Source organism: Micromonospora sp. DT68 (assembly GCF_049847245.1).
Taxonomy (GTDB): Bacteria; Actinomycetota; Actinomycetes; order Mycobacteriales; family Micromonosporaceae; genus Micromonospora; species Micromonospora profundi.
In genome coordinates, this window is sequence record NZ_JBNCNZ010000016.1 from 109,458 (window position 1) to 122,391 (window position 12,934).

The following is a 12,934-nucleotide window of genomic DNA, read 5'->3' on the forward strand; positions in this document are numbered from 1 at the left end:
CGCTTGCGAGGCCCGCAGGACCGCGCTCCTCGCGCTCACCACCGCTCGTCCAGCCGTGGGATGCCGGCCAGGAACACGTGCACCGGTTTGACGTCGCCGCCGTCGGCCACGGGCTCGTCGCGGTGGCGCATCAGCACCTCCCACAGCTCGTCGTTGAGGGCCCGCAGCCGGGCCGGGTCGAGCGGCAGCACCAGGTCACTCATGCCGGCGGCGTCACGCCAGGGCCGGGACTGGTGGTGCTCGACGGCCATCCACCTCTCGTACAGCTCGGCCATGACCCGTACCTGGTCAGCCTGGATCCACTGCACAGCGGCGCGGGCGTCCGGGTCGTCGTCGAAGTCGGTGGGCTCGAAGTTGCTGATGTCGTGCGCGGCCTGCCACCAGCGCTGCCTGCTGGTGCCCCGGTCCGGGTCCTCGGTCACCAACCCCACCTCGGCGAGCTGCCGCAGGTGGTAGCTCGTCGCACCGGTGTTGGTGCTCAGCCTCTCGGCCAGGACGGTGGCGGTGGCCGGACCGTCCACGCGGAGCGAGCCGAGGAGCCGCATCCGTAGCGGGTGAGCCAGGGTGCGCACCTGCCTGCTGTCTAGATGGACGCGGCGAGGCTCAGCCTGACGGTCGGGTGAAGGGGCCTGCATGCCTGCACACTAACTCTGCACACTTCCTATGCACAAGAGTTATGCATAGGAAGTGTGCAACAACCGGGTCAGGAGCTCAGCGGATCAGCGGGCCAGGAGTTCGCGCACTCCCCGCAGTCGGGTGCGCAGCAGACCCGTGGCGCGGGAGCAGTCCAGGCGTACCTCGGTGGGGCGGACCACCCCGGCGGCGCCGCCGGTGGCGGTCTTCAGCGCGGCGGTGTCCAGGCCGACCCGCCCGGCCACCAGCAGGCCCAGCTCGGCCCGGCTGACGGCGTCGGGGCCAGCCACGTTCAACAGACCGGCGTACGACGAGTGGGCCAGTTCCAGCACGGCGTCGGCCAGGTCGGTGACGTCGACCGGGCAGCGGGTCTCGTCGGTGAACAGCACTGCCCGGCCGGCGAGCGCGTCCCGGCAGAGCTGGATCTGCTTACTGCCCTCCCCCACGATCAGCGAGGTACGCACCAGCGCCGCGCCCGGGTCGATGGCCCGCACGGCGGTCTCCGCCGCCGCCTTCGCGGCCCCGTACGCGTGGATCGGGGTGGGCACGTCGTCGTCGAGGTACGGCGACGGCCGGCCGGCGTGCAGCGCGTCGCTGGACATGTGCACCAGCCGGGCACCGGCCTCGGCGGCGGCGACGGCCACGTGCGCGGTCCCGTCGGCGGTGACCGTCCAGTCGTCGTACCGGTAGGGGGTGCTCACCACGGCGTCGGGGCGCACCTGCGCGACAAGCGCGCGCACGGCGGCCCGGTCGGTCACGTCCAGACGCCGTGCGGCCACACCCGGCACCTCGATTCCACCGGAGTGGAAGGTCCCCACCACCGAACACCCGGCGTCAACAGCCCGCCGACAAACCTCCCGCCCCAGAAACCCACTACCGCCCACCACAAGCACCCGCATGATCCCCGCCCCTCCCCCACCCACGGCGATCATGAGGTTAGCGGGGCGACGCGCCGAAGCACGCCCCCGTCAACCTCATGATCACCGCGCGGAGCGGCGGGGGCGGGACGGGGCAGCGGGACTGCTAGACCGGGTCGGCTACTGGGGCTGCGGGGCCGGCGGTGCCGGTGTGGGGGGTGGCGGCCGGCTTGGGCTTGGCGTCGATGCCGGCTTCGGTGCGCTGCTGGGCGGTGATGGGCGTGGGCGCGCCGGTCAGCGGGTCGAAGCCGCCCCGGGTCTTCGGGAACGCGATGACCTCGCGGATGGAGTCCACGCCGGCCAGCAGCATGCAGACCCGGTCCCAGCCGAACGCGATGCCGCCGTGCGGCGGGGCACCGTACTTGAACGCCTCCAGCAGGAAGCCGAACTTGTCCTGCGCCTCCTCCGGCGTGATGCCGAGCAGGTCGAAGACCCGCTTCTGCACGTCACCCCTGTGGATACGGATCGAGCCGCCGCCGATCTCGTTGCCGTTGCAGACGATGTCGTACGCGTAGGCGAGAGCGCGGTCCGGTGCCTCCTCGAACCGGTCCACCCACTCGGCGTTCGGCGAGGTGAACGGGTGGTGCACTGCCGTCCAACCGCCCTCGTCGGTGCGCTCGAACATCGGCGCGTCGACCACCCAGCAGAACGCCCAGGCGCTCTCGTCGATCAGGCCGGCCCGCTTGGCGATCTCGACGCGGGCCGCGCCCAGCAGCTCCTGCGCCTCACGGGTGTTCGTGCTGGCGGCGAAGAACACCGCATCGCCCGGCTTGGCGCCGACCGCGTCGGCGAGTCCACCCAGGTGCTCAGCGGAGAGGTTCTTGGCCACCGGCCCACGCGCCTCGCCGGTCTCGGCGTCCAGCACCACGTACGCCAGGCCACGGGCGCCACGCGCCTTGGCCCAGTCCTGCCAGCCGTCCAGTTCCTTGCGGGTCTGCGACGCGCCGCCGGGCATGACCACCGCGCCGACGTAGCCGCCCGCGTCGATCGCCCCGGCGAAGACCCGGAACTGCGTGCCGCGCAGGTAGTCGGTCAGCTCGGTCAGCTCGACGCCGTAGCGCAGGTCCGGCTTGTCGGAGCCGTACCGGGCCATCGCGTCGTGCCAGGTGATCCGCGGGATCGGCCGGGTGATCTCGTGCCCGGCCAGGTCCTTCCAGAGCGCCGAGACGATCGCCTCGCCGAGGTCGATGACGTCGTCCTCGGTCACGAAGGACATCTCGATGTCGAGCTGGGTGAACTCCGGCTGCCGGTCGGCGCGGAAGTCCTCGTCGCGGTAGCAGCGGGCGATCTGGTAGTACCGCTCCATGCCGCCGACCATCAGCAGCTGCTTGAACAGCTGCGGCGACTGCGGCAGCGCGTACCAGCTGCCGGGCTGGAGCCGCACCGGCACCAGGAAGTCACGCGCGCCCTCGGGCGTCGAGCGGGTCAGCGTCGGGGTCTCGATCTCCAGGAAGTCCCGCTCGTGCAGCACGCCCCGGGCGAGGTGGCTGGCGCGCGAGCGCAGCCGCAGCGCGTTCGCCGGGCCACTGCGCCGCAGGTCCAGGTAGCGGTACTTGAGGCGGATGTCGTCGCCGGCCTCGACCTGGTCGTCCACCGGCAGCGGCAGCGGCGCGGCCTCGGAGAGCACCTCCAGCTCGGTGGCGGTCACCTCGATCTCACCGGTGGGCAGATCCGGGTTCTCGTTGCCCTCGGGGCGGCGGGTCACCTCGCCGGTGACCTTCACGCAGAACTCGTTGCGCAGCGCGTGCGCGTCCTCTTCCCGGAACACCACCTGGACCACGCCGGAGCCGTCGCGCAGGTCGACGAAGATGACGCCGCCGTGGTCGCGCCGGCGGGCCACCCACCCGGCCAGCGTCACCGTCGAGCCGGCGTCCGTCGCGCGCAGGCTTCCGGCATTGTGGGTACGGATCACGGCTGGCAACTCCTCATCGTGGAACAGTCCTCACCGGCATTCTGTCAGGGGCGGCCGGTCTCCTTCGGGGGCACCCGGCAGCCCGTGGGGATTCGCTGGTGGGCGGACGGGCGAACCGTGCTCGGCGGCCCGGCGTATTGGTTAACGTGGCGAAATGCGCGCCGTACCGAACTGGGCCGTCGCCACGGCGGCTGCCGCGCCCGTGCTGCTGGTGGCCGGTTGGACGGTCGCGGAGAGCAGGCAGCCCGCCGGGTACGACCCGGTCCGCGACACCATCAGCGAGTTGGCGGGGCAGGACGCCACCGACGCCTGGATCATGGTCACCGCCCTGATGCTGCTGGGCTGCTGCTATCTGGCGGTGGCCGCCGTCCTGCACGCGGCAGGGCTGCCCAGCCGTTTCCTGCTCGCCGTCGGAGGTGTGGCCACTATCGCGCTCGTCGCCTTTCCCCGGCCGACGGTCGGCGGCTCGCTGAGCCATGGCATCGCGGCGACGGTTGCCGTCCTGGCCCTGGCGCTCTGGCCGGCCGGGTCGGCGCTGCGGCTGCCACGGGGTCGGGACAAGTCGCATCCGGCGGCGCCGCAGCCGCCGTGGGCGTTCCGTCGAGCTGTGGGGCTCGGCGCGACAATCGTGCTGCTGGCGCTCTTCGGCTGGTCGGCGTTCGAGGTGACGAGCGGGTCCCGGACCGGGCTTGCCGAGCGGGTCACGGCGGTGGCGGTGGCGCTCTGGCCACTGCTTGCGGTCCTGTCGGCCCGGCGGGCGCACCTCACCTGGGCCGCCGGTGGCACCACCACCGTCGGTCCGGCCCTGCCGCTGACCGGCGTCGTGACCCCGGATCCGCTTCGCCCACCGCCCGGCTCCACCGCGCGGCGGTCCGATCCGCTGCCGTGAGCCGCGCCTGACCTCTGTCGGGCCGGGCCAGCCGCCGGCCAACTCCGACCGCCGGCGGCGTCGCGATGGCGGTGTCGGGGTGCTGCTCGGGCTGGCGCGTCCGGCCGTCCGCGCACACGGTATCGCCGCCGGCCGCACCGCTACGATCACGCGATGTCGGTCGTTCCCCGCTGGGCCCTGCTGTCAGCCGGCAGCGCGCCACTGTTCCTCGTCGGAGGCTGGACTGTGGCGCAGGCCGCCCAACCGGACGGGTTCGATCCGATCCGGCAGACCATCAGCGCGCTCGCCGCCACCGACGCGGACCACCGTTGGATCATGACGGTCGGGCTGGCCGGCCTGGGGCTCTGCCACCTGGTGACGGCGCTCGGTCTGGTCACCGCCGCACCGGCGGGCCGTGGGCTGCTCGCACTCGGCGGGCTTGCCACAGTGGTGCTCGTCGTCTTTCCGCAGCGCCCGGACGGGTCGATCACCCACGTCGTCGCCGCAGGTGTGGCGTTCGGGGCGTTGGCCGTGTGGCCCGCCCTGGCCGTGCCCTGGCGGACGGCGCGGCCCAAAGCCCTGGAGCAACCGGACGGGACGGCTCCGAGCGGACCGGCCCGCTGGCCAGCGTTCGCGGTGACGGCGCTCCTGCTGGGGCTGCTCGGCTGGTTCGCCGTCGTGTTCTTCACCGACGGCGCATGGATCGGACTGACGGAGCGGCTCGTGGCGGCCGCCGAGGCGGTCGTACCGCTGGCCGCCGTGCTCGCCGCGCTGACCCGCCGCCGGCCGCTGCCCTGACCCGTCACGGACCGGGACAGCGAACGGGCCGCCGGAGTGCTCCGGCGGCCCGCTTGCGGTACGAGGATCAGAAGACGCTGACGCCGTAGCGGCTCAGGGCCTCGGTGACGGGCTGGAAGAAGGTCGTGCCGCCGGTGCTGCAGTTGCCGCTGCCGCCGGAGGTCAGGCCCAGGGCGGTGCCACCGGCGAACAGCGAGCCGCCGCTGTCGCCCGGCTGGGCGCAGACGTTGGTGCGGATCAGGCCGGAGACCGAACCCTCGGCGTAGTTCACAGTGGCGTTGGTCGCGGTCACCGAGCCACTGCGAAGCCCGGTGGTGCTGCCGGAGCGCTGCACCGACTGGCCGACAGAGGCGTTGCCCGAGCCGGTGATGTCCCGGAAGCTGCCGTTGTAGAGCGAGACGTTGCCGGCGGCGTTGGCGGAGTTGTTGTGCCGCACGATGCCGTAGTCGTTGCCCGGGAAGCTGGTGCCGGTGCGGGTGCCGAGCAGCGAGGTCTGGGCGGAGTTCGAGTACCAGCTCGCCGAGATGTTGGTGCAGTGCCCAGCGGTCAGGAAGTAGTAGGTGCTGCCGCTGCGCACGTTGAAGCCGAGCGAGCAGCGCCCGCCGCCACCGGCGTAGATGGCCTGGCCACCGGAGATCCGGGTGCTCAGCACGCCGGCCTCGGCCTCGACCCGCACGGCGCCGTTGGCGCGCGCCGCGGCGGCCTTGACCCGCTCCAGCTTGGCCCCGGTGACCGTGCTGTCCACGGAGACGACGACCTGGTTGGTGACCGGGTCGCTCCACCAGGCGGTGCCCGGGATCTTCGCCGAACGCTCCAGGTCGGCGGTGGCGCGGTTGAGTTCGGCGGCCCCGCGGGTCACGTACTTGACGGTCGCCCCGGCGTTGCTCACCTTCCGCGCCGCGGCGGCGTCGGTGACGGTGACGACGGTCTTGCCGCTGGCGTCGATGTACGAGCCGGCGGAGCGGTCACCAAGCTCGGCGGAGAGCGCGGCGGCGGTGTCGGCAGAGGCGGCGGGGGCGGCTTGGGCGGGGGCGCCGATGAGCGAGCCGACGACCAGGGTTCCGCTCACGGCGACGGTCGCCGCAACGCGGAATGAGGACCTCGTGGGTCGCATGTAACAAACCTCCTGGGCGGGGGAGTACGGGTCTCGCCGAGGGCGGCTGACCCGAGGGCAACCCAGCCGATCTGGGGAAACCGGCTGAGTGAACTGAAGTATTCACATACTTAAGATCATTGACAAGACTTGGTTTCGCCCGAATTCGTCGACCTTCACCGGTCACATCGCCGCAACACCACTGACACGCTGACGGACAGGCACCGTCACACCGAAAGAGCCCTCGGATCCGTTTCGGACACCCTCGGCCGCCGGGCGCGTTTGCCGCCACAACCGATCACCCAAGGGCAACGCCGTCTGCGAAGCAGCCTCGGCCGCCCGCCGCCCCCGGCCCGGCGCGACGGCGCGGCCCCGGCGGCGATCCGGCATCAGGGGGTACGGCGGCGCGCTCCCGGGCCAGGGCGGGGCAGCACGTCGCGAGGTTCGGTCACCTCGTGCCCCTCGGCGCAGCGCAGCTCGACGCGTACCTCGGCACCGCAGTCGCGGTGTGCCACCCGCAGGGGCGAGCCCTCCGGGTCGGCGAGGTACCGGTCGCCCCACCCGAGCACGGCGACCAGCACCGGCCACAGAGCCAGACCCATCTCGGTCAGCCGATACTCGTGGCGTACCCGGCTACCCGGCTCCCGGTACGGCTCGCGGCGCAGGACGCCCCGCTCCACAAGCACGGCCAGCCGGTTGGTAAGCACCTGACGCGGGATCCCGGTGCGTACCCGCATGTCGTCGAAGCGTCGGATGCCGTTGAACACCTCGCGGAGCACCACGAGCGTCCACCGCTCGCCGAGGATCTCCATCGCGCGGGCGATGGTGCAGTTCTCCACCGACCAGTCCAGTGCCGCAGGCGTCATCCGCCCAGGCTAGGTCTTGTTGACAGACTCAGCAATCGGCTGCGAGGCTGCGTCCATGACACAGACCCAGGAGCCGGCGCGCAGCCGTACCTTCACCTGGTCGGACCCGGCGGCCAACGCCGCGCAGGTGGGGCGGCGCAGTGGCATCGAACTGCTCCGCGCGATGATCGCCGGAGAGCTGGCCGGGCCGCCCGTGATGGACCTGATCGACATGGGGCGGATGGAGGCCGACGAGGGCCGCGTCGCCATCGAGTTGATCCCGCAGGAGTTCCACTACAACCCGCTGGGCACCGTCCACGGTGGAGTCATCTCGACACTGCTGGACACCGCTGCCGCCTGCGCCGTGCACACCACGCTGCCGGCCGGCGTCGGCTACACCTCGCTGGACCTGAACGTCAAGTTCCTCCGCCCGGTCACCGTCGACAGCGGCACGCTGCGCTGCGAGGGCACCGTGCTCCAGCGTGGCCGCCGCACCGCCCTGGCCGAAGCACGCCTCACCGACACCGACGCCCGCCTGATAGCCCACGCCACAAGCACCTGCCTGGTTTTCCCCCTGCCCTAACCCTCCCCACCCCCCACCCCCGCGATCTTGCACTTTCGGTCGCCGAAACAGGCGCATTGCACCGATTCGCGGAGGCACAAAGTGCAAGATCGCGGAGCCGCGGGGCGGAGCGGGGAGCCTAGGCGCGGGACGCGAGACGGGCGGCTCGGGCGTCGCGCTTCTCCTCGAAGCGGCTCGCTGCGCGGTCCAGGTCGTCGAGCTGGGTGGCGAGCTGCTCCCGGGCGGCTTCGCCGTCGGCGTTCAGGCCGGTCACGTTGAACACGTCCCACTGACGCAGCACCGGCTGGAGCACCTCGTCGCGGTGCTGGCGCAGGTCGTAGATGCCGGCCAGGGCGATCGCCACCGACTTGCGGGCGAAGCCGTCGATGCCGTTGCCGGGCATCTGGAAGTCGGCCACCACGTCGGCGACGGCCCGCATGGCCTGGCTCGGCGCCAGCTCGAACGCGGCGGCGAGCAGGTTGCGGTAGAAGACCATGTGCAGGTTCTCGTCGGCTGCCACCCGGGCCAGCAACGCCTCGCAGGCCGGGTCGCCGGTGGCCTTGCCGGTGTTGCGGTGCGAGATGCGGGTGGCAAGCTCCTGGAACGAGACGTACGCCAGGGAGTGCAGCACCTCGTCGTCGTGCACGTTGACGTAGCCGGCGGACATGTGGGTCATCCGGGCCCGCTCCAGCGCCACCGGGTCGACAGCCCGGGTGACGGTCAGGTAGTCGCGGATGGCGGTGCCGTGGCGGCCCTCCTCCGCGGTCCACCTGTGCACCCAGGTGCCCCACGCGCCGTCGCGACCGAACAGGGTGGCGATCTCGTGGTGGTACGAGGGCAGGTTGTCCTCGGTCAGCAGGTTGACGATGAGCGCCGTGCGGGCGACGTCCGGGATCGTCGAGTCGGTCGGCGACCACGCCTCACCATTGAGCGGCCCGTCGAAGGTGCGCCCCTCGCTCCACGGCACGTACTCGTGCGGGAACCACTCCTTGGCCAGCGAGAGGTGGCGGTCCAGGTTGCGTGCGACAACCGGCTCCAGCTCGACGAGGAGTGCGGTCTGGCTCAGTGTGGTGCTCATGGTCACGAGAAACTCCCTACGGTGGCGTAACTTACGCTACCGTAGGTCCCCGCGGCTCTGCGCGCCAGTGGTGAGACTCAGTTGACTCTCGGCGTACGGTCCTCGACGGGCGGCATCCACTCCCCCGCGTCGGCCGCTACCTGCTCACCTGAGCGAATGTCCTTGACCTCGTCGGGCGCGTCGTCGACGCCCGGGAACCAGACGTACGGGATGCCGCGCCGCTCGGCGTAGCGGATCTGCTTGCCGAACTTCGCCGCGCTGGGCGACACCTCGGTCGGCACCCCGCGTCGCCGCAGCGCCTCGGCCACCCGGTTGCTTGCCGCACGCTGCTCCTCGCCGGTCACCGCCACCAGGACACAGGTGGGCACCGAACGGGAGATCGACAGCTCGCCCGCGCCGAAGAGCAGCCCGAGCAGCCGGGTCACCCCGATCGAGATCCCCACGCCGGGGAACGAGGTGGCGCCGAGAGTGGCCAGGCTGTCGTACCGACCGCCGGAGCAGATCGAACCGAAGCGCTCGTAGCCGTGCAGTTGGGTCTCGTAGACGGTGCCGGTGTAATAGTCGAGCCCCCGGGCGATGCGCAGGTCGGCGACGCACAGGCCGGGCGAGTGCTCGGCGGCGGTCTCGACGACCCGGACCAGCTCCTCGATGCCCTCGTCGAGCAGCGGGTCGGTGACACCGAGGGCGCGTACGGCGTCGGCGAACGACGCGTCCGGCGCGGAGATCTCGGCAAGCGCCAGGCACGCCTTGGCCTGCGCCTCGCTCGCACCGGCGGTCTGGGCCAGCAGCTCGGCCACCTTCGCCGGGCCGATCTTGTCGAGCTTGTCGACGGCACGGAGCGCCGCCTCCGGGTCGGTCAGCCCGATCCCCCGGTAGAAGCCCTCGCAGACCTTGCGGTTGTTCACCTGGATGGTCACCGGCGGGATCGGCAGCGAGCGCAGCGCGTCCCCGATCACCAGCGGGATCTCCGCCTCGTGGTGCGGGGCCAGTGTGTCCCGGTCGACGATGTCGATGTCGGCCTGCACGAACTCCCGGTAGCGCCCCTCCTGCGGGCGCTCCCCCCGCCACACCTTCTGGATCTGGTAGCGGCGGAACGGGAAGGCGAGCTTGCCGGCGTTCTCCAGCACGTACCTGGCGAACGGCACGGTCAGGTCGAAGTGCAGGCCGAGCTGGTCGTCACCGCCGCCGCCCTCGGCGTCGGCGTGCAGCCGCCGGATCACGTACACCTCTTTGGAGGTCTCGCCCTTGCGCAGCAGCTGGTCGAGGGGCTCCACCGCGCGGGTCTCCAGCGGCGCGAACCCGTACAACTCGAACGTCCCCCGGATCTTGTCGAGCACGAACTGCTCGATCATCCGCTGGCCGGGGGTCCACTCCGGGAAGCCTGAGATGGGCGTGGGCTTGCTCATTGGCGTACTCCTTGCGGTCCCGCGCCCGCGGCGCGGTGGTGTCGTGGGTCCGCGAGCGGCGCGGACGTTTCTTTAGAGACCCCGGGTGGGCGCGGCGGGCGCCGACCCCGCCACCTCGATGAGGTACGGGTTGCTGGCGCGCTCGCGGCCGATCGTGGTGCTGGGACCGTGCCCGGGCAGGACGACTGTGTCGTCGGCCAAGGGGAGGATCTTGTCGCGCAGGCTGTCGAGCATGGCTGGCATGCTGCCGCCCGGGAGGTCGGTGCGGCCGATCGACCCGGCGAAGAGCACGTCGCCGGAGAGGCAGATCTCGTCAGCCTCCCAGCCCGAGCCCGCGCCGGGCAGCCGGAACAGCACCGACCCGCCGGTATGGCCCGGTGCGTGGTCGACGGCGATCTCCAGGCCGGCGAGGGTGAGGGTGGCGCCGTCGGTCAGCTCCGCCACGTCGTCGGGCTCGCTGTAGCTCAGCCGGCCGCCGAAGAGCGAGGTCAGGTCGGCCGACAGGCCCTTGGCCGGGTCGGCGAGCATCTCCCGGTCGCCGGGGTGCACGTACGCGGTGATGCCACGGGCGCCGCACACCGGGGCGACCGAGAAAGTGTGGTCCAGGTGCCCGTGGGTCAACAGGACGGCTGCCGGGTGCAGTCGGTGCTCGGCGAGCAGCGCGTCGAGCTGGTCGAGCACCCCGATGCCGGGGTCGACCACGACACACTGCTCCCCCGGCGCGGTCGCCACCACGTAGCAGTTGGTGCCGAAAGCGTCCGCGGGAAAGCCGGCCACGAGCACGGGCGCTGTCCTTCCGTCGAGCTGTCGTCCTGCCCAGCAGCCTAACCGGCCCGGCGAGCGGGTTCGCCGCGTCCGTCCCTGGCGCCCTGACGGGCACAGTGACAGCCTCCGATAAACGCTGCTCGGGACGGGGTGGACCTCGTACACCACATTCCCAGTCGCTAGCCGTACACTCTGGCGGGCGTGTGGCGCGGCACACGAAACGCCGGATGGGCCGGGACACCCGGCCGTCGGCGACGACCAGGCAGAGGAAAGGGGAGCACTGGTGGCTTCCAGCAGGGACCGGCAGCGCAAACTGGCGCGGGCCAAGCTCGACCGGCAGTTGGCCCGGCGGGCCGCCGCCACGCGGCGCCGTCGACAGATCCAGGCCGGTGTCGGTGTCTTCCTGGTCCTCGCGTTGGTCGTGGCCGGTTCGGCCTGGGCACTCGGGGCGTTCGACTCGGAGCCGGAGCAGAAGACCGCAGCGCAGGACACCTGCGTCTGGACGCCGCAGGACGCGACCGCCAACACCAACCTCAAGGACGTCGGCATGCCGGCGACCAAGGACCTGCCCACCGAGGGCACCCGCGCGATGACGGTCACCACCAACCAGGGCGCGCCGATCACCGCCGAGCTCAACCTGGCCAACTCCCCCTGTGCCGCGGCGAGCATCGCCCACCTGGCGAGCCGGTCGTTCTACGACAACACCGCCTGCCACGAGATCACCGCCGAGGGCGCGCTGCGCTGCGGCGACCCCAGCGGCACCGGTCTCGGCGGGCCCACCTACTCGTTCTACGACGAGGACGTGCCGACGGCGCCCTCGGCCAGCCCGGCGCCCGGTCAGCCGTCGACGTACCCCAAGGGGACCGTCGCGATGATCTCCAACCCGCCGGGCAACAACGGCAGCCAGTTCCTGATCTTCTTCAAGGACTTCACCACCGCGGAGCCGAAGTACCCGGTGATCGGCAAGGTCACCGGCGGGCTGGACGTGGTGGAGAAGATAGGTGCCCTGCCGACCGTGGACAATGGGACCGGGGCGCAGGTCAAGCCCAAGTCCGACGTGGTGATCCAGAGTCTCACCGTCGGTGAGCCGGTCACCGGTGCGGCACCGTCGCCGTCGTCCGCCAGCGCCCCGGCCAGCAGCCCGAGCGCGGGCTGACCGGTCGTCCCCACCCACCCGAGCGGCACCAAGCAGCAGACAGCCAGGAGGATCCAGGCGTGACGTCCACCAGAGAGCGGCAGCGCGCGGCGGCACGCGCCCGGCTCGAGAAGGAGATGGCCGAGCGCGCGGGCAGGGCCCGTAAGCGCCGGCAGACCCAGGCGATCATCGGTGCGGGGGCTGCCCTGGTTCTCGTGGTCGCCGGCACCGCCTGGCTGGCCATGACCCTCGGCGGCGACGACGACAAGACCGACACGGCCGCCTCGGCGCCCGGCTCGGCCGAGTGCGCATTCACCGAGGTGCCCGCCGACCAGCGGACCCCGCAGATCAAGGACGTCGGGTTGCCCAGCAACCAGCAGTCCGCCACCGGCGTGCAGACCATGACGATCGACACCAACCTGGGTCCGATCACCGCCAAGGTCGACCGGTCGCTGTCGCCGTGCACGGCGGGCAGCTTCACCTACCTGGCGGAGAAGAACTTCTTCGACAACAGCAAGTGCCACCGCCTGGTGACCGAGGGCATCAAGGTGCTCCAGTGCGGTGACCCGAGCGCCACCGGCAAGGGCTGGCGGGACACCGACGGCACCGGCGGCCCGAGCTACCGCCAGGCCGAGGAGAACCTGCCCACCGACAAGCGCCCGCCGTACCCGGAGGGTGTCATCGCGATGGCCAACTCCGGCCAGCCGGGCAGCACCGGCAGCCAGTTCTTCATCGTGTACGGCGACTCGCCCCTGGACCCGGCGTACACCGTGCTGGGCACCATCACCGGCGGCATGGACATCGTCAAGGACGTGGCGAAGGCCGGCGACGACGGTGCGTTCGCCCAGCAGGCCGGTGGCGGTCACCCGAAGAAGGAGATCGTCATCAAGGACCTCACGATGAGCAACCCGCAGGGCTGACA

General features: G+C 71.6%; 13 protein-coding genes. 5 read left to right on the forward strand and 8 right to left on the reverse strand.

The window, feature by feature from the left end; translation table 11 throughout:
- Nucleotides 1-35 precede the first annotated feature (35 nt).
- The 3 genes from ACPXB1_RS24710 to aspS all read right to left on the reverse strand — a co-directional run bounded on the left by ACPXB1_RS24710 (nt 36) and on the right by aspS (nt 3,462).
- Nucleotides 36-635 carry a winged helix-turn-helix domain-containing protein gene (locus tag ACPXB1_RS24710; RefSeq protein WP_355629258.1) on the reverse strand — a complete coding sequence of 200 codons (600 nt, stop codon included), beginning with the start codon at nt 633-635 and terminating at the stop codon, nt 36-38.
- 84 nt (nt 636-719) lie between these two features.
- Nucleotides 720-1,532: a sugar nucleotide-binding protein gene (locus ACPXB1_RS24715; RefSeq protein WP_355629274.1), complete on the reverse strand. Its 813-nt coding sequence runs from the start codon at nt 1,530-1,532 to the stop codon at nt 720-722.
- A 124-nt stretch (nt 1,533-1,656) separates the two neighbouring features.
- On the reverse strand, nt 1,657-3,462 hold the full coding sequence (gene aspS, locus ACPXB1_RS24720; protein ID WP_355629277.1) for an aspartate--tRNA ligase: 1,806 nt from the start codon (nt 3,460-3,462) through the stop codon (nt 1,657-1,659).
- A gap of 154 nt (nt 3,463-3,616) precedes the next feature.
- Between aspS and ACPXB1_RS24725 the strand changes: the two genes are divergently transcribed.
- Nucleotides 3,617-4,351 (forward strand): DUF998 domain-containing protein, encoded by a 735-nt coding sequence (locus tag ACPXB1_RS24725; RefSeq protein WP_355629261.1) that lies wholly within the window; start codon nt 3,617-3,619, stop codon nt 4,349-4,351.
- A gap of 153 nt (nt 4,352-4,504) precedes the next feature.
- Nucleotides 4,505-5,128, forward strand: a complete 624-nt coding sequence (locus tag ACPXB1_RS24730; RefSeq protein ID WP_355597534.1) for a DUF998 domain-containing protein — start codon at nt 4,505-4,507, stop codon at nt 5,126-5,128.
- A gap of 67 nt (nt 5,129-5,195) precedes the next feature.
- Here ACPXB1_RS24730 and ACPXB1_RS24735 read toward each other — a convergent pair whose 3' ends face one another.
- Together ACPXB1_RS24735 and ACPXB1_RS24740 are read right to left on the reverse strand one after the other, a co-directional pair.
- Nucleotides 5,196-6,242: a S1 family peptidase gene (locus ACPXB1_RS24735; RefSeq protein ID WP_355597536.1), complete on the reverse strand. Its 1,047-nt coding sequence runs from the start codon at nt 6,240-6,242 to the stop codon at nt 5,196-5,198.
- Between the two features lie 368 nt (nt 6,243-6,610).
- Nucleotides 6,611-7,087: a winged helix-turn-helix transcriptional regulator gene (locus ACPXB1_RS24740; RefSeq protein ID WP_355597538.1), complete on the reverse strand. Its 477-nt coding sequence runs from the start codon at nt 7,085-7,087 to the stop codon at nt 6,611-6,613.
- Nucleotides 7,088-7,142: 55 nt separating this feature from the next.
- On the opposite strand from ACPXB1_RS24740, the gene ACPXB1_RS24745 reads away from it, so the two are divergent.
- Nucleotides 7,143-7,649 carry a PaaI family thioesterase gene (locus tag ACPXB1_RS24745; RefSeq protein ID WP_355597540.1) on the forward strand — a complete coding sequence of 169 codons (507 nt, stop codon included), beginning with the start codon at nt 7,143-7,145 and terminating at the stop codon, nt 7,647-7,649.
- A gap of 118 nt (nt 7,650-7,767) precedes the next feature.
- Here ACPXB1_RS24745 and ACPXB1_RS24750 read toward each other — a convergent pair whose 3' ends face one another.
- The 3 genes from ACPXB1_RS24750 to ACPXB1_RS24760 all read right to left on the reverse strand — a co-directional run bounded on the left by ACPXB1_RS24750 (nt 7,768) and on the right by ACPXB1_RS24760 (nt 10,895).
- Nucleotides 7,768-8,706 (reverse strand): acyl-ACP desaturase, encoded by a 939-nt coding sequence (locus ACPXB1_RS24750; RefSeq protein WP_355597624.1) that lies wholly within the window; start codon nt 8,704-8,706, stop codon nt 7,768-7,770.
- A gap of 77 nt (nt 8,707-8,783) precedes the next feature.
- The gene (gene hisS / locus ACPXB1_RS24755; protein ID WP_355597542.1) at nt 8,784-10,112 is read right to left on the reverse strand and encodes a histidine--tRNA ligase; all 1,329 of its coding nucleotides are present in this window, start codon (nt 10,110-10,112) and stop codon (nt 8,784-8,786) included.
- Between the two features lie 72 nt (nt 10,113-10,184).
- Complete coding sequence (locus ACPXB1_RS24760) at nt 10,185-10,895, reverse strand: MBL fold metallo-hydrolase (RefSeq protein WP_355597544.1); 711 nt, start codon at nt 10,893-10,895, stop codon at nt 10,185-10,187.
- Between the two features lie 265 nt (nt 10,896-11,160).
- Here ACPXB1_RS24760 and ACPXB1_RS24765 point away from each other — a divergent pair, with 265 nt between their 5' ends.
- Together ACPXB1_RS24765 and ACPXB1_RS24770 are read left to right on the forward strand one after the other, a co-directional pair.
- Nucleotides 11,161-12,033, forward strand: a complete 873-nt coding sequence (locus ACPXB1_RS24765) for a peptidylprolyl isomerase (protein WP_425735843.1) — start codon at nt 11,161-11,163, stop codon at nt 12,031-12,033.
- A 59-nt stretch (nt 12,034-12,092) separates the two neighbouring features.
- Nucleotides 12,093-12,932: a peptidylprolyl isomerase gene (locus ACPXB1_RS24770; RefSeq protein ID WP_355597548.1), complete on the forward strand. Its 840-nt coding sequence runs from the start codon at nt 12,093-12,095 to the stop codon at nt 12,930-12,932.
- The last annotated feature ends 2 nt before the right edge of the window (nt 12,933-12,934 follow it).

Bases quoted from the DNA above. Each gene is read 5' to 3' on its own strand.
- ACPXB1_RS24710 (WP_355629258.1), bottom strand. From the start codon at position 635: ATGCAGGCCCCTTCACCCGACCGTCAGGCTGAGCCTCGCCGCGTCCAT.
- ACPXB1_RS24715 (WP_355629274.1), bottom strand. From the start codon at position 1,532: ATGCGGGTGCTTGTGGTGGGCGGTAGTGGGTTTCTGGGGCGGGAGGTT.
- ACPXB1_RS24725 (WP_355629261.1), top strand. From the start codon at position 3,617: ATGCGCGCCGTACCGAACTGGGCCGTCGCCACGGCGGCTGCCGCGCCC.
- ACPXB1_RS24730 (WP_355597534.1), top strand. From the start codon at position 4,505: ATGTCGGTCGTTCCCCGCTGGGCCCTGCTGTCAGCCGGCAGCGCGCCA.
- ACPXB1_RS24735 (WP_355597536.1), bottom strand. From the start codon at position 6,242: ATGCGACCCACGAGGTCCTCATTCCGCGTTGCGGCGACCGTCGCCGTG.
- ACPXB1_RS24740 (WP_355597538.1), bottom strand. From the start codon at position 7,087: ATGACGCCTGCGGCACTGGACTGGTCGGTGGAGAACTGCACCATCGCC.
- ACPXB1_RS24745 (WP_355597540.1), top strand. From the start codon at position 7,143: ATGACACAGACCCAGGAGCCGGCGCGCAGCCGTACCTTCACCTGGTCG.
- ACPXB1_RS24750 (WP_355597624.1), bottom strand. From the start codon at position 8,706: ATGAGCACCACACTGAGCCAGACCGCACTCCTCGTCGAGCTGGAGCCG.
- hisS (WP_355597542.1), bottom strand. From the start codon at position 10,112: ATGAGCAAGCCCACGCCCATCTCAGGCTTCCCGGAGTGGACCCCCGGC.